The organism is Streptomyces sp. NPDC048392 (genome assembly GCF_043200575.1).
In the GTDB taxonomy this organism is placed as follows: domain Bacteria; phylum Actinomycetota; class Actinomycetes; order Streptomycetales; family Streptomycetaceae; genus Streptomyces.
In genome coordinates this window covers 49,447-70,689 of sequence record NZ_JBICYB010000030.1, presented here as the reverse complement: position 1 = coordinate 70,689, position 21,243 = coordinate 49,447, and the positions used below count along the sequence as shown (strand labels likewise).

Annotated in this window: 12 protein-coding genes, 1 tRNA gene and 1 riboswitch; of the genes, 4 read left to right on the top strand and 9 right to left on the bottom strand. The window is 73.0% G+C overall.

Annotation, left to right across the window (positions count from 1 at the left end):
• The first annotated feature begins 385 nt into the window (after nucleotides 1-385).
• The 4 genes from ACGFYH_RS29365 (at nucleotide 386) to ACGFYH_RS29350 (ending at nucleotide 5,574) form a co-directional block, all read left to right on the top strand.
• Nucleotides 386-1,807, top strand: coding sequence for an MFS transporter (locus ACGFYH_RS29365; RefSeq protein ID WP_393806192.1), 1,422 nt, complete (start codon nucleotides 386-388; stop codon nucleotides 1,805-1,807).
• A 105-nt stretch (nucleotides 1,808-1,912) separates the two neighbouring features.
• Complete coding sequence (gene lhgO, locus ACGFYH_RS29360) at nucleotides 1,913-3,136, top strand: L-2-hydroxyglutarate oxidase (RefSeq protein WP_393806191.1); 1,224 nt, start codon at nucleotides 1,913-1,915, stop codon at nucleotides 3,134-3,136.
• Between the two features lie 57 nt (nucleotides 3,137-3,193).
• Complete coding sequence (trmB, locus tag ACGFYH_RS29355) at nucleotides 3,194-4,102, top strand: tRNA (guanosine(46)-N7)-methyltransferase TrmB (protein ID WP_393806190.1); 909 nt, start codon at nucleotides 3,194-3,196, stop codon at nucleotides 4,100-4,102.
• A gap of 5 nt (nucleotides 4,103-4,107) precedes the next feature.
• The gene (locus ACGFYH_RS29350; protein WP_393806189.1) at nucleotides 4,108-5,574 is read left to right on the top strand and encodes a PrsW family glutamic-type intramembrane protease; all 1,467 of its coding nucleotides are present in this window, start codon (nucleotides 4,108-4,110) and stop codon (nucleotides 5,572-5,574) included.
• Between the two features lie 7 nt (nucleotides 5,575-5,581).
• Here ACGFYH_RS29350 and ACGFYH_RS29345 read toward each other — a convergent pair whose 3' ends face one another.
• The 9 genes from ACGFYH_RS29345 to ACGFYH_RS29305 form a co-directional block, all read right to left on the bottom strand.
• Nucleotides 5,582-6,526 carry an aldo/keto reductase gene (locus ACGFYH_RS29345; RefSeq protein ID WP_393806188.1) on the bottom strand — a complete coding sequence of 315 codons (945 nt, stop codon included), beginning with the start codon at nucleotides 6,524-6,526 and terminating at the stop codon, nucleotides 5,582-5,584.
• 186 nt (nucleotides 6,527-6,712) lie between these two features.
• Entirely contained in the window at nucleotides 6,713-7,747 is a 1,035-nt protein-coding gene (locus tag ACGFYH_RS29340) for a M23 family metallopeptidase (protein WP_393806187.1), read from the bottom strand.
• Nucleotides 7,748-7,758: 11 nt separating this feature from the next.
• Nucleotides 7,759-7,916, bottom strand: a riboswitch (cyclic di-AMP (ydaO/yuaA leader).
• A 224-nt stretch (nucleotides 7,917-8,140) separates the two neighbouring features.
• On the bottom strand, nucleotides 8,141-9,367 hold the full coding sequence (locus ACGFYH_RS29335) for a PP2C family protein-serine/threonine phosphatase (RefSeq protein ID WP_393806186.1): 1,227 nt from the start codon (nucleotides 9,365-9,367) through the stop codon (nucleotides 8,141-8,143).
• A gap of 213 nt (nucleotides 9,368-9,580) precedes the next feature.
• A tRNA-Met gene (locus ACGFYH_RS29330) sits at nucleotides 9,581-9,654 on the bottom strand.
• A gap of 69 nt (nucleotides 9,655-9,723) precedes the next feature.
• A complete protein-coding gene (locus ACGFYH_RS29325) occupies nucleotides 9,724-10,854 on the bottom strand; it encodes a dihydrofolate reductase family protein (RefSeq protein WP_393806185.1) in 1,131 nt (376 codons plus the stop codon).
• 52 nt (nucleotides 10,855-10,906) lie between these two features.
• Nucleotides 10,907-13,102 carry a DEAD/DEAH box helicase gene (locus ACGFYH_RS29320; protein ID WP_393806184.1) on the bottom strand — a complete coding sequence of 732 codons (2,196 nt, stop codon included), beginning with the start codon at nucleotides 13,100-13,102 and terminating at the stop codon, nucleotides 10,907-10,909.
• Entirely contained in the window at nucleotides 13,102-14,445 is a 1,344-nt protein-coding gene (brxD, locus tag ACGFYH_RS29315) for a BREX system ATP-binding protein BrxD (protein WP_393806183.1), read from the bottom strand. Before brxD ends, ACGFYH_RS29320 begins: the two co-directional genes overlap by 1 nt.
• Complete coding sequence (pglZ, locus tag ACGFYH_RS29310) at nucleotides 14,442-17,186, bottom strand: BREX-2 system phosphatase PglZ (RefSeq protein ID WP_393806182.1); 2,745 nt, start codon at nucleotides 17,184-17,186, stop codon at nucleotides 14,442-14,444. The genes brxD and pglZ overlap by 4 nt, the downstream gene beginning before the upstream one ends.
• Nucleotides 17,183-21,142, bottom strand: coding sequence for a hypothetical protein (locus ACGFYH_RS29305; protein WP_393806181.1), 3,960 nt, complete (start codon nucleotides 21,140-21,142; stop codon nucleotides 17,183-17,185). Before ACGFYH_RS29305 ends, pglZ begins: the two co-directional genes overlap by 4 nt.
• Nucleotides 21,143-21,243 lie beyond the last annotated feature (101 nt).

The window sequence follows — 21,243 nt, the reverse complement described above, 5'->3', positions numbered from 1 at the left end:
CTGCGTACCACTCGGCGCCGTGCCGGTGACGTACCGGCGGCGCGTGGTCCGGGGGACGGAAGCCGCCCCCCGGACCGGTCCGCCGCCCGCGGGGATGTAGGCGGCGGCGTCCCCCAGCCCACTGGATCCAGTACAGCGGGCCGACCCACGCACCGCCCATGGAACCGCTCCCGTCGTGGCCGGAGTAGAGCGCACGGGCGGGCGCACGGCCACACAACGGGAGCACGCGGCAACGGACGGTGCGTACGCCGCACTTGAGTGCGGACCACAATCCCGCCATCCGGAACAATGCCTCTTAACGCCTGGGATGCGGCGAACTACGCTGGGTTTACGAATGCCGCGTGGTTATGCCAGCGCGGCAGCCGTCTGTGTCGAGGGGTGGCGCATGTCCAGGGAGCAACGCGGGCCGAACGAAAAGCTCGGCACCGTTCTCGCCCTCGCGGGAATCAGCAACGCAGGACTCGCCCGGCGCGTCAACGACCTCGGCGCCCAACGGGGGTTGACGCTTCGCTACGACAAGACGTCGGTGGCGCGCTGGGTGTCGAAGGGCATGGTGCCGCAGGGTGCGGCGCCGCACCTCATCGCCGCCGCCATCGGCCAGAAGCTCGGCCGCCCGGTGCCGCTCCACGAGATCGGCCTGGCGGACGCGGATCCCGCCCCCGAAGTGGGCCTCGCCTTCCCCCGGGACGTCGGCCAGGCGGTCAGGTCCGCCACCGAGCTGTACCGTCTCGACCTCGTCGGCCGCCGGACCGGCGGCGGCATCTGGCAGTCGCTCGCTGGCTCCTTCGCGGTGAGCGCGTACGCGACGCCCGCCTCGCGATGGCTGATAACCCCGGCCGACAGCTCGGTGGCGCGCGAGGTGAGTCCGGCCGAGGGCTCCGGCGCACCGCTCAAAGTCGGCCACAGTGATGTGCAGAAGCTCCGCGAGGCCGCCGAGGACGCCCGCCGCTGGGACTCCAAGTACGGCGGCGGCGACTGGCGTTCGTCGATGGTCCCCGAGTGCTTACGCGTCGAGGCGGCGCCCCTGCTCCTCGGCTCCTACTCCGACGAGGTCGGCCGTGCCCTGTTCGGCGCCTCGGCCGAGCTGACCCGCCTGGCCGGCTGGATGGCGTTCGACACCGGCCAGCAGGAGGCCGCCCAGCGGTACTACATCCAGGCCCTGCGTCTGGCCCGGGCGGCGGCCGACGTCCCCCTGGGCGGCTACGTGCTCGCCTCCATGTCCCTGCAGGCCACCTACCGCGGCTTCGGCGACGAGGGCGTGGACCTCGCGCAGGCCGCCCTGGAGCGCAACCGGGGCCTGGCCACGGCCCGCACCATGAGCTTCTTCCGCCTGGTCGAGGCCCGCGCCCACGCGCGGGCGAGCGACGCGGTGGCGGCCGGCGCCGCTCTGAAGGCCGCCGAGAGCTGGCTGGAGCGCGCCCGTCCGGGTGACAGCGACCCGTCGTGGCTGGGTTTCTACTCCTACGACCGGTTCGCCGCCGACGCGGCCGAGTGCTACCGCGACCTGAAGGCACCACGCCAGGTCCGCCGCTTCACCGAGCAGGCTCTGTCGAAACCGACGGAGGAGTTCGTACGCTCGCACGGCCTCAGACTCGTCGTCTCGGCGGTGGCCGAGCTGGAGTCGGGCAATCTGGACGCGGCCTGCGAGCAGGGCGTGCGGGCGGTCGAGGTGGCCGGCCGTATCTCCTCGGCCCGCACCACCGAGTACGTGAAGGACCTCCTGCACCGCCTGGAGCCGTACGGCGACGAGCCGCGCGTGGTGGAGCTGCGCGAGCGCGCCCGGCCCCTGCTGGTGACTCCGGCCTGACTCCGGCCCGATCCGCCGCCCCTGCCGGGTTTGAGGGCGTTGTCAGTGGCGCAGTGCAGTATCGAACCCGGGAGACGGGCCGGGGGCGTGCCGGGAGGAGGACGAGTGCGGGCGAGGATCGTTCGGAGCATCGCGTACGACTGCGACGTGCTGGTGGTCGGCGGCGGGATCGTCGGCCTGTCGACGGCGTACGCGATCACGCGCGCCGCCCCGGGCACCCGTGTCACGGTCCTGGAGAAGGAGCCTGGCCCGGCCCGCCACCAGACGGGCCGCAACAGCGGCGTCATCCACAGCGGCGTCTACTACCGTCCGGGCTCGCTGAAGGCCCGCTACGCGGTCCGGGGCGCCGCCGAGATGGTGAAGTTCTGCGCCGAGTACGGCATCGCCCACGCCGTCACCGGCAAGCTGATCGTCGCCACCGACCGCGCCGAGCTGCCCCGCCTGCACTCCCTCGTGCAGCGCGCCCGGGAGAACGGCATACCGGTGCGCGAGCTGGGCGCCTGCCAGATCCAGGAGTACGAGCCGCAGGTGCGGGGCCTGGCCGCCATACACGTCGGCACCACCGGCATCTGCGACTACGGAGCGGTGGCCCGGCAGCTGGCCCGGGCGTCCGGCGCGGAGATCCGCTACGGCGCCGAGGTGCGGCACGTCGACCGGCGGCCCGGCCTCGGCGTCGCCGTCCGCACCCGCGCCGGGGACGTGCTGCGGGCCCGGGTCCTGGTCAACTGCGGGGGGCTGCACTGCGACGAGATCGCCCGGCTGACCGGGGACGACCCCGGCATGCGGATCGTGCCCTTCCGGGGCGAGTACTACGAGCTGGCGCGGCCCGAGCTGGTGCGGGGGCTGGTGTATCCGGTGCCGGACCCGGCGTTCCCGTTCCTCGGCGTGCACCTCACCCGGGGGATCGACGGGGGCGTGCACGTCGGGCCGAACGCGGTACCGGCGCTGGCCCGCGAGGGATACGGCTGGGGCGTGGTGCGCCCCCGCGAACTGGGCGCGACCCTGGCCTGGCCGGGCTCGTGGCGGATAGCGCGGCGGCACTGGAGGTACGGGGCGGGCGAGCTGCGGCGGTCGCTGTCCAGGAGCGCGTTCACGGCGGCGGTCCGCAGGCTGCTGCCGGCGGTGACGGAAAGCGACCTGGTCGCCGCGCCCGCCGGGGTGCGGGCCCAGGCGGTGCTGGCGGACGGGACGCTGGTGGACGACTTCCTGATCAAGGAGGGCGCCCACGCGGTGCACGTCCTGAACGCGCCGTCGCCCGCGGCGACCGCGTCCCTGCCCATCGGCCGCGAGGTGGCCCGCCGGGCGCTGACCGCACTGGCCGCACACTGACCGCACGCCGACCGCACCGGGCACCCACCGCCGCGTCCCTCGTAAAATTGCCTCATTGTGACTGATTCCCATGTCCCCGAGACCCGCCGGCCGTCCGCTCAGCCGTCCGCCGGCGCCCCCCTGCGGCACGTCCGTGCCAAGGGCGAGCCCCGCTTCCCGGACGGGCCGAAGGCCGATCCCGCCGGGTCGCACTTCGAGCGGCGGATCCGCAGTTTCCAGCCCCGGCGGAGCCGGGTGACCGCCGGGCAGGCGGACGCGCTGCAGCGGCTGTGGCCCCTGTGGGGGCTGGACATCGACGGCCGGCGGGTCATCGACCTCGCCGAGCTGTTCGGGAACGACCGCCCCGTCGTCCTGGAGGTCGGCTTCGGCATGGGCGAGGCCACCGCCCGGATGGCCGCCGCCGACCCGGACACCAACATCCTCGCCGTCGACGTCCACACCCCCGGACAGGGCAACCTGCTCGGTCTCGCGGAGCGGTGGGGGTCCTCCCGCCCGAGCGGAGCCGAGAGTGGGGGAGGTCTGTCCAACATCCGGGTCGGCAACGGCGACGCGATCATCCTGCTGCGCGAGATGCTCGCCCCCGACTCCCTCGCCGGGCTGCGCGTCTACTTCCCCGACCCGTGGCCCAAGAAGCGCCACCACAAGCGCCGGCTGATCCAGCCGGAGTTCCTGACCCTGGCGGCGGCCCGGCTCGCCCCGGGGGCCCTCGTGCACTGCGCCACCGACTGGGAGCCGTACGCCGCGCAGATGCTCGACGTGCTCACCGCGCATCCCGGCTTCGAGAACACCGTGCCCGGCGGCGGTTTCGCGCCACGCCCCGCCCACCGGCCGCTGACCCGTTTCGAGGCCCAGGGGCTGGACAAGGGGCATGTGGTGAACGACTTGCTCTTCCGCCGCGTACCCCACGGGGACCGGCGGCCTGATCGGAACGAGGACGGGCACAAGGAGCGGCCCCCCACCGGTTAGGGTCCATGCCGTGGCCACCTGTCCCCCCGTATCCCACGCGTCCGTCCGCGCATCCGCACCGGCATACGCACTGGTGGCAGCGCACCTGGGTGCGTTACGGCGCGCTGATCACCCTGCTCGCGCTCCCCGGTCTGGTGATCCTGGCCCTGGTCCGCGAACAGACCGGCACGCAGGGGTTCCTGGTGGGACTCGGCCTGGCCGTCCTGCCGGTGCCGCTGCTGACGGCCGCGTTCCGCTGGCTGGACCGGGTCGATCCAGGTCCCTGGCGGAACCTGCTGTTCTGCTTCGCCTGGGGCGCCTGCGCGGCGGCGCTGATAGCGATCGTCGCCAACAGTTTCGCGACGCGGTGGATAGCGACCGCGACCGCCGACCCCGCCGGCGCGGACACCCTGGGCGCCACGGTCATAGCCCCGGTCGTCGAGGAGTCCGCCAAGGCCGCCGCCGTGGTCCTGGTCTTCCTCTTCCGCAGACGGGACTTCACCGGCATCGTCGACGGCGTGGTCGTCGCCGGGGTCACCGCCACCGGCTTCGCCTTCACCGAGAACATCCTCTACCTGGGCACCGCCTTCGGCACCGACCAGCTCACCGGCGACAGCGGCATCGCCTCCGTCACCGCGGCGACCTTCTTCGTCCGCGTCGTGATGTCGCCGTTCGCGCACCCGCTGTTCACGGTCCTCACCGGCATCGGCTTCGGCATCGCCGCACTCTCCGCGGGCCGGCACCGCCTGCGCCGGTCCCTGCTCCCCCTGGCCGGGCTGCTGCTCGCGATGGGCATGCACGCCCTGTGGAACGGCTCGGCCGCGTTCGGCGAGTACGGCTTCTTCGCCGTGTACGCGGCGTTCATGGTGCCGTCCTTCGGCCTGCTGACCTGGCTGGTGATCTGGACCCGGCAGCGCGAGCTGGGCACCGTACGGGCCGAGCTGCCCGCGTACGCCGCGGCCGGGTGGCTGGCGCCCGCGGAGCCGTACGCGCTCGGCTCGATGCGGGCCCGCCGCATGGCACGGCAGTACGCCCGCCGGCACGCCGGGAAGGAGGGGGCGCGGGCGGTGGCGCGGTACCAGGCCTGCGCGACCTCGGTGGCGTTCCTGCGGCAGCGCGGGCGCCGGGGCAGGGCGGGCGCCGACTTCGCCCTACGGGAGCGGGAACTGCTGGACGCCCTGTGGCGCTTGCGGGGCATGGCCCGCCCGGCACTGGACTACGCGGCCCGCGCCACGGCGCCGCCCGTGCCACAGCCCGTCCCGCCGTGGGCGTACCCGCACGGATACGGGCCGCACGGATACGGGCCGCACGGATACGGGCCGCACGGGTCCTACGGGGCGCCCGGCGGCGGTCACCCGACGCCGTACCCGCCCCAGACCGCGCCGGCCGCCTACGCTCCGCACCCGTCCTACGCCCCGTACACCCCGTACGCCCCCTACGGCTCGCACTCGCCGCACAGTCCGGACGCGCCGCCCCGCCCCCACCGGCCGTAGCGTCCGTTCAGTCGGACGCCCGCGTCAGCCTGCCGACCTCGTCCTCCGTCAGGCTCAGCTCGGCCACGCCCAGCAGCGCCGGCAGCTGCTCCACCGTGCGCGCGGACGCGATCGGCGCCGCCACCGTCGGCTGTGCGGCCAGCCAGGCCAGGGCGACCGTGGCGACGGGAGCGTCGTGGGCCTCGGCGATCTCGTCCAGGGCGGTGAGTACGCGTCGCCCGCGCTCGGTCTCCAGGTGCTTCGCCGCGCCACCGGCGCGCGGGCTGTCGACGGTCGTGCCCGGCCGGTACTTGCCGGTGAGGAAACCGGCCGCGAGGGCGTAGTACGGCACGGCGGCGAGGCCCGCCCGCTCGGCGAGGTCGCGCAGCCCGCCCTCGTACGTGTCGCGGGAGACCAGGTTGTAGTGCGGCTGGAGGGCCACGTACCGGGCGAGGCTCTCGCGGTCGGAGAACTCCAGGGACGCCGCGAGCCGCTCGGCGGAGATGTTGGAGGCGGCGATGTGCCGCACCTTGCCGGCCCTCACGAGTTCGTCGAGCGCGCCGATGATCTCCTCGACCGGCACCTCGGGCTGGTCGAAGTGGGTGTAGTAGAGGTCGATGTGGTCGGTGCCCAGGCGGCGCAGCGAGGCGTCGGCCGCGGCCCTGATGTTCGCGGCGGACAGGCCCGGGTACTCGGGGTGCTGGCTGACCTTGGTGGCGAGGACGACGTCGTCGCGGTGGCCGCGGGACGCGAGCCACTTGCCGAGGACCGTCTCGGACTCGCCGCCGCTGAGGCCTTCGCCCCAGGCCGAGTAGACGTCGGCGGTGTCGACGAAGTTGCCGCCGGCCGCCGTGTAGGCGTCCAGGACGGCGAAGGACTGGTCCTCGTCGGCGGTCCAGCCGAAGACGTTGCCGCCGAGGGTGAGGGGGAAGACCTCCAGGTCGGAGGAGCCGAGTTTGCGCAGAGAAGTCATGTATCGCGTCAACGAGCGCACCGGAGCGGACCATTCCGGCGCGCACGCAAAAAGCCCGCAAACCGCGGTCCTGACGTCGGGGGGCCGCCGTCAGGACCGCCGGGGACCAGTGGGTGCCCGGGGGGGACCAGGAGGGACCGGGAGGGACCAGCGGGGCCGGAAGCGGTGCGGGTCAGCGGGTGCGGGTCAGGGGGCGAGGCCCTTGCCCTGCAGCCAGGCCATCGGGTCGATGCCGGAACCCCCGCCCGGGTGGACCTCCAGGTGGAGGTGGGCACCGGTGACGTTGCCGGTGGCGCCGACACGGCCGATGACGTCGCCGGTGGCGACCTTCTGGCCGACGCTGACGCTGATGGAGGACTGGTGCGCGTACCAGAGCTCGGTGCCGTCGTCGAGGGTGAGCACGGTCTTGTAGCCGTACGACCCGTCCCAGCCGGCCGACGTGATCGTGCCGCTGTGCACCGCCTTGAGCAGGGTGCCCGTGGGGGCGGCGAAGTCGAGGCCGGTGTGGTGGCCGGAGGCCCACAGGGAACCGGCCTGGTTGAAGGTGGAGGAGATCGTGTACGAGGAGGTCGGCAGCGTGTACTGCTTGGCCAGCTCCGCGAGCCGTTCGGCCTCGGCCTTCTTCGCGGCCTCCTCCGCCGCCTTCTTCTTGGCGGCGGCGGCCTTGGCCTCGGCCTCCTTCTCCGCCTTGGCGGCGGCGTCCGCGGCCTTCTTCTCGGCGGCGGCCGCGGCCTCGGCGGCGGCCTTGCTCTCGACCTGGGCCTGCTGCTGCTCGGCCTGCGCCATGATCCGGGCCCGCAGCGACTCACCGGCGCCGGTGGTGGCGGTGTCCTCGCCGGTGTCCGCGGCGGCGGCGATGCCGCTGAGCGGGGCGGCGGGACTCTCGGGCTCCGGCTCCTCGTCGTCGGAGATGAGGGAGCCGACGTTCGGCAGGTCCGGCATGGAGATGGACACCGGCGGCTTGCCGGTCTGCGCGCTGGCCATGCCGCCCGCGCCGACGGCGGCTATGACACCGACGCCGAGGACGGTGGAGCTGCGGGCGAGCCCGCCGCGCTGCTTGGCGACGCGGTGCCGGCCGCGCACGGGACGGATGGATTCCGCGGTGGGATTCCACTCCTCCCAGGGGCCCTCTTCGGCGCGGCGGGCGTCATGGCCGAAGATGTCGGTGTCGTGCCCGCTGGACACGAACGGGGCCTCGGGGGCAGGCCGGTTGGACGCCACGTGGGCGTACTCCTTTCCTTCCTTTCGCCTACCGGGTTAGCTGACGGGTTCGGAGCAGGAAGGTCTCCTACGGGCGGGTGCCGACCGTGTTTCCACGGCACCAATACGCCCGATTCACCCCAATGTGGTGGTTCCCCGGTTCCCTTGCGGGATTCGGCGCGTGCGCACGGAGCCGCCTTCTGTGACGGCTGGGACGACCGCGCTGCGTTATCGAACGTTAATAGACGGGGGGCACGGTTTCCAAGCCGTTCCTCTTGATCATTAACGAAAACGGGCGGGACGTACACCCCACGAACGGTGAAAACCGGGCGAGTTGACCGGGCATCAGTATTCCCCTTCACCGCACTTTCTCCTGACGGTGTATCAGTTGTTATGCGGAGGGGGGTCGTGCTGTCACGACTCGTGACATTGATCATGGTTGCCGTGCGGCGGACGCCGTACGGCGAGCAGCGCCATGTCGTCCGCCATGCCGCCCCCGGAGTGCCTGCGCACGTCTTCGGCGAGGGCGTCGAGCAGTTTCGCCGGGTGACGGAAGACGCGGCCGGCCAGCCGCTCCTGCGGATCGTAGAACTCGCCCTTCGCGTCCCGGGCTTCGGTCAGCCCGTCGGTGTAGAGCAGCAGTGTGGCCCCACCGGGGAAGGCGATCTCCTCCGCCCGGTCGGGCCACACGCCCAGCTCGCCCATGCCGAGCGGCAGCGCCGACTCGCGGGCGGGCAGCGGGCCGAGGGTGCCGTCGGCGTAGAGCAGGAGAGGGGGTGGGTGGCCGCGGTTGACGATGCGGACGGTGCCGTCGCCGTGCGGTAGTTCGGCGAGGACGGCGGTGGTGAATCCCTCGAAGGCGTCCAGCCCGTCCCGCCGGGTGCCCTCGCGCGCCAGCGCCCGCTCCAGCCGCTGCGCCACCGCCTCCAGCGTCGCCTCCTGCTCGGCGGCCTCGCGGAAGGCGCCGATCACGACGGCGACGGCGGCGACCGCGCCCATGCCCTTGCCGCGCACGTCCCCGACGATGAGCCGGACGCCGCGGGCGCTGTCCTGCACCGCGTACAGGTCACCGCCGATGAAGGCGTCGGCCTGCGCGGCCTCGTAGCAGACGGCGACCTCGAAACCGGCGATCCGCTCGGCGGGTTGGGGCAGTACGGCGCGCTGGGCGGCCTCGGCGATCTCGCGGACGGAGACGAGGCGCTCGTCGCTGCGGCGGACGAGGCCGTTGACGAGGACGGCGAGCACGGCGACCGTGGCGATGGTGATCAGTTCCGTGAGGGAGTCGACGTAGTGGATGACGCCCTTGCCGAGCTGGAGACCGATCACCGCGGCGACCACGGCGACACCGGTGAGCGCCGTGCCGCGCCGTGAGTAGATCGGGGCGGCGATCAGGGGCGCGGCCGTGTAGAGGGGACCGGCGGTGAAGTACCGCGGGGTGAAGATGTCGTACAGGACGGCGACGACGATCAGCAGTGCGGGGAGCGCGTACAGGAGGGCCCGCCCGTACCTGGTCCGCCGACGCGGCGGCGCCCCGGGGGGCGACACGGGCCGCGCCTCGTCGCCGGAGCCGAGACCCGGGTCGGGCACGGGATCGCCGGGGAGCCTGCCACCGGCTCTGGCGGCCACTCCCTCGTCGTCCACGTCACCTGGCCGCACCACTCGTCTCCCGCCACCCCGCACGTCCGCGCCGCTTGCCGTCCGGTACTCCAGGTTTCCCGGAGGGGAGGCGGGCGGCGAGCGGTGAGGGGCCGACCGGATGACGACGCGCAGCGGGCGCGCGGGGCGGGCCGTGACGGGTGGCCCGAAACGCACCGAGGGCCGGAACCCTTTCGGATTCCGGCCCTCGGCCTTCAGTAGCGGGGACAGGATTTGAACCTGCGACCTCTGGGTTATGAGCCCAGCGAGCTACCGAGCTGCTCCACCCCGCGCCGTTGTGTTCACCACTGTACGTCATCCCGGGGGCGGAATGCACATCGGCGTCTCCCTGCCCCGTCTCCCTACCCCTCCAGGTGGCGGTTGGGCGCCTTGGCCCGCTCCTCGTACCCGGCCAGTACGACGACGGCGGCGCCCCCTTCGGCGAGCATCCCGCTCCCGTCCGCCCCCGGTACGAAGGTGTCCGGCTCCCGCCAGGCCGTGACGACGCGGCGCACCCCGGCGTCGAGGATCAGCCGGGCGCAGGGCACGGGCCGGGAGGCCCGGCGGGCACAGGGCTCGAGACTGCTGTACACGGTGGCGCGGGCGAGCCGGGGATCTTCGGGGTCGACCTTCGCGAGCGCGGCCTCCTCGGCGTGCACGGCGGGATCACCGACCTCCCGCGAATACCCCCGCGCCAGCTCGCTCCCGTCGGCGGCGACCACGACCGCCCCCACGCTGAACGCCGTCTCCGACGGCGGGCACAGCTCGGCCAGCTCGCAGGCGAGCGCCAGCCAGTGCCGGTCGGCGGCGCTCACGCCCTCGCCGGTGCCGGGGGCGGTGGGCCGGTACCGCATGAGCACGACGTCCTCGATCCGCCGGGACTCCACCAGCGCGAGCCGCCCGCCCTGATAGGCACCGGGCCCGAACAGGCGGGGCGCGGCCGGGTCCCCCACGAACAGCGGCGCGAGGACGAGCTGCAGTTCGTCGGCGAGTTCCCGCTGGAGCAGCTGGGTGTGGACGGTCCCGCCCCCTTCCACCATGAGCCGCCGCACACCCCGCCGGTCGTGCAGGTACTCCAGCGCGGTGTGCCAGTCGAGCTCCGGCCCGAGGGACACCACATCGGCGCCGATCCCGAGCCCGCGGGCCCGCCGGGCACCGTCGTCCGTGGTCAGCAGCACCTTGTCCCCGCCGGTGTGCCAGAACCGCGCCGCCGGGTCCAGCTCCCCGCTGCCGCTGACGGTGACCTTGAGCGGGTACGCCGCCTCCCCGGCCGCGACCCGCGCCGCCCGCCGCTCGGCCGAGTTCACCAGCAGCCGCGGGTTGTCGGCCCGGATCGTCCCGGCCCCGATCAGGATGGCGTCCACGGAGGCCCGTACCTCGTCGACCCGGTCGAAGTCGGCGGGGCTGGACAGCAGCAGCCGGTCGGGGCCGGCGTCGTCCAGGTAGCCGTCGAGGGAGACGGCGGCGGAGAGGAGGACGTGGGGCAGGGGCATGCGTGGCACTCCGGTGGGGCGAGCGGACGGGCTGAGGGGCGGCCGGTGAGTTCTACGTGCCCGTCAGACGGACGAACCGCACCGGCTCCGCCAGGATCTCGCCGGCATGGGGCACGTCCGCGGTACGGGCGGCGAGCGTCGCCACCGCGAGCCGGGCCGGCAGTGCCTCCGCGAACTTCAGGCCGCGCACCGCCCGCTCGTCCACCTCGGGCAGGCACAGCCCCGAGGGGACTTGGGCGACGGCAGCGCCCCAGCTTGCGGGTGTGACGTCCTCCCGGAGCGGAACCCACTGGTCACTGGCCCGCCGATGCGGCACGACGACGGCTGACAGAGACGCGGCGAGGGTGGCGTTGGCCCGGTGTCCCGCCCAGGTCCACCAGCGGATGTCGCCTTCGGTGTGCCGGGTGACGAGAGTTCCGCCGGGGTGGACGGTGTGCAGATGCCTGTCGCGGGCCTCGGCGAGTCTGGCGGCCGCGCGGGGCGTCAGCCGGACCGGCGGGTTCTCTCCGAGCAGGACGTCGCGGGCGGCACGGGCGAGATGGAAGGAGCGGACGCGCCCGGTCGCGAACCCGCTCCACCGTGCGCGTCCGCCCTCGTCGGCCGGTTCCACGAAGCAGCGCTTGCGGTTCCAGTCGATGTGGGTGACCAGCCAGTTGCGCCCCGCGAGCAGCAACTTGCGTGGGCCCTCGACGTGCTCGGTGAGCAGGTCCGGGTCGGTGCGGCCGATCTCGGTGCGGCCGTGGAACACGGTGAATTCGGGTGGGGCCGTGAAGACCGCCGTCAGGTTCATGAAGTGCCGGTAGCCGTAGCGGCGTTCCGCTTCCGGTCCGACGAACAGCAGTCCGCCGTCCTCGTCAAGGTACCCCTGCTCCACGAGGTGGCGTACGACGGGTGCGGCACCCGGCCCGAAGGGTCCCATGCCGTTCCACCATTCCTGCCACAGGTTCTCACCGACCCGCTGTTCCTGCAGGCACAGCGCCAGGAGTTGCTGAGCGACCAAGTGGCGTGGTTCGGGCGGGGCGACGACCGGCTCCACCCACCCGCGGGACCACTGGAGCAGCAGCGCTGCGGCGGAGAGCAGCCCTTCACCGTCCAGGGCCAGGAAGAGGCAGTTGCGTGTCGTGCCGGGGCGTCGGCCGGTGCGGCCGAGGCGTTGCAGGAAGGAGGCGACGGAAGAGGGGGCGTCGAGCTGGATGACACGGTCCAGGTCTCCCACGTCGATCCCGAGTTCCAGGGTGCTGGTGGACACGATCACGCAGTCCCGTTCCTCCGCGAAGGCGGCCTCGGCACGTCGTCGTTCGTCGACGGCGAGCGAGGCGTGGGAGAGGAAGGTGGTGACGCCCTTCGCACGAAGCCGTTCGCCCAGTTCCTCGACCGTGCGGCGCGTTTCGCAGAAGACCAGGCGCTTCTCGCCTTGGTGCAGGGCCGCGATGACGGTCGCGGCGTTCGCGACCGAACCGACGTAGTCGAGCTCGATGTCCCCGGGAGGTGGCGGCGGTGACGGAGCGGCGGCTGCCTGGCGGGGGTCGGAGTGCCCGACCAGGTGCGGGGCCACGACACGAGCGGGCCGGCGCCCCCGTCCCGAGCCCTGGAGCCAGGCCAGCAGTTGCTGCGGGTTGCCGATGGTGGCCGAGAGGCCGACGCGCTGGAGCGGGCGTCCGGCCGTGCGGCTGAGGCGTTCGAGCACGGCGAGCAGGTGCCAGCCCCGGTCGTCGCCCGCGAAGGCGTGCACCTCGTCGACCACGACTGTGTGCAGTCCGGAGAAGAAGGCCCGGTGATCGACATGCGTGCTCACCAGCATGGACTCCAGGGACTCCGGCGTGGTGAGGAGGACGTCGGGACGTTGGGTGAGGATGCGGCGGCGGCGCGGCGTCGTGATGTCGCCGTGCCACAGCTCGGCGGTGCGGCCCAGCCACTCGGTGTAGGTCCTCAGCCGGGGGTGGAGATTGTTGAGCAGGGCTTTGAGCGGGCAGACGTACAGGACGCTGGTGCCCTTCCAGCCGTGCCGGCTCATGCGGGTCAGGAGCGGAAAGGCGGCGGCCTCGGTCTTGCCCCCGGCCGTGGGGGCGAGAAGCAGCGCGTCCTCGCCGCCGAGGAGCGGTTCGATCGCCGCCTCCTGGAGGGGGCGCAGGGAGCGCCAGCCCAGCGAGTTGACGATGTGGTGGCCGAGGACCGGGTCGAGCAGGTCGAAGACGTCGGGGGGCTCTCCTCCCGCGCCCGGGTGTTCGCCTGCGCCGGTGTCGCTCATCACGGGTCCAGATCCAGGGCGACGTCCGCGGCGTTCGCGGCCGCGTTCCGTTCGGTCTCCGTCAGCTCCTCGGTGTGCACGGTGAGCGCGTAGTGGGCGCGCGGGTCGAAGTCGGCGAACTCGTCCACTCGGTCCAGGATGTCGGCGACGAGCTTGCGCAGATAGAGCCGCGGCGCGACGCCGACCTTGCCGCCGAGGGATCCGGTGACCGCGCGCGCCAGCTCGTCGAGGTAGACGTCGTCGGCCCGCTCGGTGAGCCGTTCGGGATGGCGGGCGGCCCCCGCGTACAGGTCTCGCACCTTGCGCCCCAGCTCGCCGAGGGAGGCCAGGTCGAAGCCGGGCAGGCGCAGCTGTACGGCCCGTGGGGAGTCGAACCGGGGGTCGGTGGTGAAGTCGGTCGCCAGTCGCTGGGCGAGCGGCGCCAGGCGCTGCGCGCCCTGCTGACCGTCGTAGAAGGCCGGAGTGCCGGTGATGACGAGGAACAGTCCGGGGAAACGGCCCGCGTCGATCTCGTCGAGGAGCTGGCGCAGCGCGTTCAGGGACTTCTCGCGCACGTCGCTGCGCACCCGCTGGAGGGTCTCGACCTCGTCGAGGACGAGGAGCAGCCCGGGGTGGCCGCAGTCCCGCAACACGGTGAGCAGGCCTTGGAGGAAGCCGAGGGCGGCGAAGTGGTCGAGGTCGCCCCGGACGCCGGCGGCGCGCTTCGCGGACGCCGCCACGGAACGCTGCCCGCCGAGCCAGGCGATCAGCGCCTCCGCGCTCGCGCCGTCACCGGCCGCCACGGCCCGCCGGTAGCCGCGCAGGGCCGCGGAGAAGGCCGGGGTGGTGCGGGCCACGTCGGCGAGCCGGCGCTCCAGCAGCGCGTCGACCGCCTCGGCCAGCGCGTCCTCGTCGTCCTCGTCGACCTCACCGCCGTCGAGGACCTCCTCCTCCAGCGCGTAGAACCAGGAATCGACCACCGCCCGGAGTGCGGAAGCCGGGTGGGTCGCCGTGGTGAGGCGCTCGCCGAGCCGGCGGTAGACGGTCTCCAGGCGGTGCAGCGGCGTTTCGGTCTCGGAGATCTGCACCTCGCTCACGGCGAGCCCGTGCCGCTTGGCCCGTTCGGCGAGCCAGCGCGCGAAGAACGTCTTGCCGGAGCCGTACTCGCCACGCAGCGCGTGGAAGGCGGAGCCACCGCGGGCGACGGTGGCGAGGTCGTCGTCGAGGGCGGCCTCGAAGCGCTCCAGGCCGACGGCGAAGAGGCCGAGACCGGTCTGGGGCACGGTGCCCCGGCGCAGGGCGTCGATCACGTCGCGCCTGCGGGCGAGGCTGATGTCCGTTCCGGGTGCGGGCGTGCCACTCATGCCGGTTCTCCCAGGAACTGCTGGACGAGCAGCGCCTTGTCGAGCTGGACGGTGCGTCCGGACTCGACGAGCTGGAGCACGGGGTAGCCGTCGATGTTGAGGAGGCGCTCCAGCACGGTGGCGAATCGCTCGGGGTTGCGCTGCGACTTGCCCGTGGCCGCCTGTGCCGCAGCCGCCACCGCTCCGGGGGACAGTTTCCCGCCCGCCGTGAGCAGTGCGTCGAGTACGGCGGCGACGGCCTTGTCCGCCGGGGCGAGCCGTACGAACTCGCGCTGGGCCTTGTAGGGATCCGACCGCACGGTCCGTTCCCCGAGCGAGCCCTGACCCGGCACCTCGAAGATGCCCTCGCGCTGCGGCTCCGGCTTCTGCCGACGTGTCCCGCCCGCGGGGGTCCGGGTGTCGGACGCGGATGCGGACGCGGCGGGCGTGTGTTCGTCGCTGCCTCGCCACCAGCCGGGAGCGATGTCCTCGATGGGCAGCAGCGTCCATCCGGCCGGGATCTGGTCGGCGGACGGTACGAGGGTGATCACGGGCACGGTGACCTCTGCCAGGGAGGCTCCACCGTGGTATCCGGCCTGCCGGGCGGTGTAGCGGAGGTCCTCGCGCCAGGGCAGGACGGCCCGGCCTCCGGACGTACGCACCCGTGGCCCGGACACCGCGATCTCGCCGTCACCCGGCGTTCCGGTGCGCCAGCGGGCGCCTTCGACTCCCTCGGCGGAGGGCTGCTGCCGCCCCCGCGGGGTGCGGTCGAGGACGTGGCCGTGGTCGGAGACGAGCAGGACGGGCCTGCCGTAGTCGCGGGCGGCGTTCAGCAGGTCGGGCAGTTTGGCGATGTCGCCGAGCGACCAGCGTCCCCGGGCGCCCTCCCGGCCGTCGTCGAGCGCGTCGTCGATGGTGTTGACGACTACGGCGACGATGTCGTCCGTGGAGAGCGCCTGAAGCAGTTCCGGGGCCAGCCGGTGGCCGGGCGGGCCTTCGAAGCCGCCCTTGTGGAAGAGGTGGGCGCCCCGGTGACGCTTCTTCCAGAAGGTGCCGAATCCGCTGCGCTCCCTGTCCTGCCCACCCTCGGCCGACTGCCCGCACAGCAGGGAGGTCCGGCTGGTCCGGGTGACGGACGGCAGCATGGACACGGCGGCCTGCCGGGCGGGCCGGGCTCCCTCGCGGGGCTTGGGCACCACCTCGGTCCACACACGCCGGTCCAGCTCCCCGGCGAGCTGCACGGCGACATCGGCGCTCATGCCGTCCAGGACGAGGATCAGTGGCCGGCCGCCGTCGCGGGCGAGGGGCGCCGCCGCCTGAGCGAGTACGTCCTCGATCAGAAGAGCGCCGCCGGGAGCCTGCTGGCAGGCTGTCTCGGTCCACCGGGTGAGTCTGCGGGCGAACGCCTCGTCGAGTCCGGAGCGGCGGGCGCGTACGGCTCCTATCAGCCGCTGGTAGGCGTCGGCGACGGCCGGGTCCCGGGAGCTCTCCCCTTCGGCGAGGACGCCCACGGCCAGGTCGGCCCAGCCGGACGAAGCGAGGTGGGCGCGCACGCCCTGGGCCACCGACTCCACCTCCGGCAGGGGCGCCCGCATCCAGCGCACGAGCCGTACCGCGGTGCGCGCGGTTTCCGTGGACTCCGCGTACAGCCCGCTCAGCTGGTGTTCGGTCAGTTCCCGCAGGGCGGTTTCCGCGGGCGCCGCGGGGCCGTCGAGGACGGCGGCCAGAGCGCGCAGCCGCGCCCGGTACCCGGAGGGCAGCAGCCGGTCGGCGCCGATCAGGGGGCTGAGCCTGGCATCGGCGGCGAGCCGGTCGGCGTGGTCGAGGACGTCGAGGACCCGGTCGCGGGCCGCGCCGCGCTGTGGTCCGCTGCCCTCGGCCTGGGCGATCCAGCGGCTGACGACGCCGGTCGCGGCGTTGGCGAAGGGCCGCAGGGCGTCGAAGGAGGCCAGAGCGGAGCCGAAGAGCGTACCGAGGGCGAACCCGGCGGCTTCGGCCGCCGTGGAGGACAGCGCGGCGGAGGCCAGGGTGCCCAGCGGCAGGGCGTCGGTGCCCCGCCCGTCGGCGGCGAGGGCAAGCAGGGTCGGGGCGGCGAACCCCACGGTCATGGCGAGCCACGCACCGATTCCGTCCCGTTCGGCCGCGGACAGCGCGGCGTAGCGTGCCGGTCCCGTGGCGTTCCGGGACCACACGAACAGCGTGTCGGCGTCGAGGTCGAGGGTGTCGGAGGTGGTGTCCCCGATCCCGAGGCGGGCGGCGATCAGGGCCCGCACCGCGCGGTCCCGGGTGAGGACAGCGCCGACGCGCGGCCAGCCGTCGACCGGTTCGGCCTCCAGCAGGGCGTCGAGGAGCCAGCGTTCCCCGGCCATGCGGGTGTCCAGGTCGGCCGCGCCGAAGAGCTGCTTGACGATGTCGGCGCGGTCGACGGCCAGGGGGTGGTGACGTACGGCGTGCGCCCGCAGGTCCCAGCCGAGCTGGTCGGCGGGGACCTGTCCGGTGATGACGAGCACGTCGGCGCGGTCCGGCTCGGCCTCGGCGCGGTGGCGCTGCCAGGCGTCGGTGATGCCGAGCACGGAGTCCTGGTCACTGACCCGCACCCAGTGGGTCCTGCCGTCGATGCGCAGGCCGAACTCGGTCTCCTGGCCGCGGGCCTCGTAGGCGGCGTCGACCAGCACGAGACGCCGGTCCGGGGCCTTGGGCAGTTCGGCCTGCAGCAGGACCTCGATCGCACGTCGGCCGACGACGGGACGCGTGGTCGTCAACGAGTACCTCCGGTATCGGCGCCGCCGGAGTCCCGGCCGGTGCTGTCCGTGCCGTCGGCCCGGCGCCAGATGATCTCCACCTCGGCGTCCGGATGCCCGGCCCGGAACTCCTCGATCTCCTGCCGTACGGCGGTCAGTTCGGTCATGAGGGTCTCCAGGCCACTGGTCCCCGCACCGATGACCCGTCGGACGCCCCCGGCGGACGTACCGGGCGGCAGGGAGCCTCCGGCCGGCGCCGCTCCGGACTGCGACGCCCCGGACGGCTCCCCGTCGGCGGGCCTCGGCAGGACGGGCTGCGAGGGCACGGCCGGATTCCCGTGCTGGGTCAGGGACACCTGCTCGGGTCCCGGCGCGGGCGGCTCCGGGGCGACCGGAACGGTCCGCTCGACCCGCAGCGCGGCATCGACGACGGCCATGGCCGTCTCCCGTACGCCGCCCAGTACCGGCACCAGCGACCGCTCGTACTCCGAGGCACGGCCCGCCTCGGTGAGCTGGGCGAGAAGCCGGCTCGCGCGGTCGCCGACGCTGTCGTCGCGGCCGGTCAGCTCGCGGACGCTCTTCAGCAGCCGCCAGTCGGTGCCGTCCAGGGCGGCCAGGACGTCCGCCGCGCTCTCCATGGCCTGGGCCAGCTCACGGGCGGGTGTCCGGTAGGAGAGCCCGGCGAGTTCCGCGACCAGCGCGGTGGCGTCGGTGGCGTGCCGGGTGAGCCGTGCGAGCAGCCCGGCGGCCTCCCGCAGGACGACCGTGCGCGGGGCCGGGTCCGGGCCGTCGAGGCCGAGCAGTCCCGCGTGCCGCTCCAGGGTGGCGCGTACGGCGGCCACGTCGTCCTCGAACTTCCCGGCGCGGGCACGCACGTCCTCGGCGAGCTTGTTGACGTGGCGGGCGTACGGGTTCGGCTTGGCGGGCACGCCGAACAGGCGGGCGGCCTGGTCCCGGGCCGCCTCGTACACGTCCTTGTCGGGCAGCGGCTGGGCGCGCAGGGCCCAGCCGGGGGCGATCGACGTCAGGTCGGGCGCGGCGGTCTCCGGGCCCGAGTGGAACACCCAGGCGCGGTCGTCGAGCAGCGCGTACACGGCGATGACCAGGTTCTCGGTCTGCCGGTCGAGGCCGGTGTACCCGAGGTCCTCGGCGAGCCAGCGCCGGATGTCCTCGACCTTGAGCAGCTCGCGCTCGCCGTGCTTGGCCGCGGCCTGGTTGATCCGGGTGCGCCACTCCCCGCGCAGCACCAGCGGCCCGTCGTGGACGGTGCCGATCTCCAGGGGCTCCACGATGCGCTTGACGGTGGCGAGGTGGCCGTTGTCGACCTCGACGCGGCCCTCCTCGTCCATGGCCCGCGTGATCCACTCCAGGGTGGTCCGCAGTTCGCCCACGGTGACGGCCCGGCGCTGTCCGCTGCGCGGGTCGGGCCCGAAGTCGGGGTGCTTGTCGTACAGGGCGCCGAAGACGCCGTCGGCGAGGTGGAGGACGTTGTCGGCGAAGGTCTTGCCGCCCTCGGGCTCGGGTCGCCCGAAGGCGGGCAGCAGAGACAGCACGTGCCTGCCGGCCACCACCTCGGCGCCCTTGGTGTCCTCCCGGGGATGGGAGATGCCGTACAGCTCTCCGAGGGAGTCCACCAGGGTGTTGGTGAGGTTGTCGCGTCCCATCTCCAGCTGCCGCCGGATCTTGGCGCGGTCATCGGGTGCGTAGTTGCGGGTGAACTCGTCGAGCCGGTTGCGCTCCAGGAGGAAGCTGATCCGCATCAGGCGGCCGAGCTGGGCCTTTCGCTGCTCGGAGAAGAAGTCGGGCAGCCAGACGAGGGTGGGTTCCTCGACGCCGTTCTGCTGGAGCTCCATGACCCGCTGGTAGTCGTACGACGGGGTACGGTCGTTGTCCTCGTCGAAGGGGTAGTCGACGACGAACCGGATGTTCCCGCCGGTGCCCGGGGCGAACTGCTCGTCGGCGAGCTTCCCGGAGTCGCAGACGTTTCCGAAGACGAACTCCACGGTGCGTTTGGTGCCTCGCCAGACGATGTCCTTCTGGTCGAGCAGCTCACCCTGCTTGACGCCGAACAGCTCCCACAGCCGGTCGCGCACCCACACCCGGCGCACACCGTCCTTGTCCTCACCGGCCACCGTGTTGAGCAGCGGCTCGATGTCCAGGTCGGACAGATGCAGCGAGAAGACGGGGTCCGTGTCGCCCTCGGTGCGCACCTCGGTGATGAACTCGCCCTGGAGCGCGGCCATCCGCTCGACGACCTTGTCACCGACGGGCACGGTCCGCGAGTGCACGGACCCGTGGTTGAGGGCGGCGAGCCGGGTACCGGTGAGCCTGCGCAGCGCGGGCACCTCGGGGGCGAGGGCGGCGAGCAGCAGCGTCTTGACGAAGCGGTCGTCGGCGAGGAAGTCCTTGTGGTCCGGACGCCCGTACTTCCCCAGCAGGAACTGACGGGCCTTGGCGTGGAACTTCTTCGCCGCCTCGGCCTCGTGCGCGAGCTGGTCGGTGAAGGCGGCACCGGTCTCGTCGACCAGTACGTCCCACAGATCACCGAGCGGGATGAGCCCGCCGAGCGGCGCGTCGGCGTTCCGTTCCAGCAGCTGCTGGACGAGCTTCAGACCGCTGCGCTCGCGCTGGAGCGCGCCGGACAGGGCGACAAGCACGTTCAGCAGGGCGGGCGAGAGCGGATAGACGGCGCGGAAGTCGTCCCAGTCGGCGTGCGTGACGCCCTTGTCGTCCAGCAGGACGTCCTTCACCTGCTGGTTCGACTTGTCGACGCCCCGGAAGGCCGCTTCCAGTACCTCTTCCTGCCCCGCCTTGGGCTTGAGCACCCGCTCCTTGATGATCTCCGGGAGATTGCGGTCCTCCAGGTTGATGACCGTGAAGCGCTCCTTCAGGTACTCCAGCGCCTGCTCCATGTTCTGCACGTCGGAGCCGAGGATGTCCTTGCCGACGAGCTGGGACAGGTCACGCTGGCGGGAGATGAAGGAGACGATCGGCACGGGCCGGTCGGGGTTGTCCGACTCGATCAGCTTGACGAGCTTCTGGATCTCCTCGTTGACCCACGTCCGCTCCCGCATCCGGGCCTGGAGCCAGAGGATCAGCTCGTCGAGGAACAGTACGACGCCGTCGTACCCGATGCTGCGGGCGTGCTTGCTGATCACGCTGAGCCCGTCATCGAGGGACAGGAAGCCGTCCGCACCTCCGGCGTAGGACTTCATGGGCCCGTTGACCAGGGCGGACACCAGCCGCTCCCGCCCCTTGTCCCCGGCGGGCGCGGCGAAGGCGGCGCCGAGTTCGTCGCCGGTCCAGGGGGTGGATGCACCGGACCCGATGGGCGCGAGGTCGCCCGCGACGGCGGACGGGGCACCGATGGGGACCAGGCCGTCGCCCCCGGCTCCCTGGGGCGAGGCGGTGGCCGCGTCCCCCAGAAGCCGGATGAAGGCCTCGTCACCGATGGACTCCCGGAGCGCACGGGCGTCGGCCAGCAGCGCGTCCGACTTGTACACGGTCGGCACGGACACGTTGCCGGGCAGCGCCCGTACGGTCTTGACGTAGCCGCCGAGCAGGGCGGACTCCAGATTTTCGGCACCGATCAGGTGGTACGGCACCATGAGGAACTTCCGGCCGCCGAGCCACTCGCGGTGCTCCGCGACGACCTCGCGCAGCCGGGGCTTGCCCTGGACGGACGGCTCGCCGTTCAGCACGGCGTGCAGCACGGTCAGGAAGTGGCTCTTACCGGAGCCGAAGGATCCGTGCAGGTAGGCGGCGTACGAGCTGTTCTTCCGGACGGCGCCGCGGACCAGCCTGAGCGCCTTGTCGAACTCCTTGGCCAGCTGCTCGGTGACGACGTAGTCCGCGACGGAACCGGCCGAGTCGTCACCGAACCCCCGGGACAGCTCGATCTTGAAGTCGCCGGCGTGGGCGTCCTCCTTGATCTCGAGAACGTCCTTCAGTACGACATTTCCGCCGCCCCTGGCCATCTGCCGCCCCTGCTTCCCACAACGTCCCACCCGACCGCCACCCGGCCGGCTGCCCGGCGCGGCCCGGCGGTCACCCGGGCCCCGCACACAACCCTTCCATC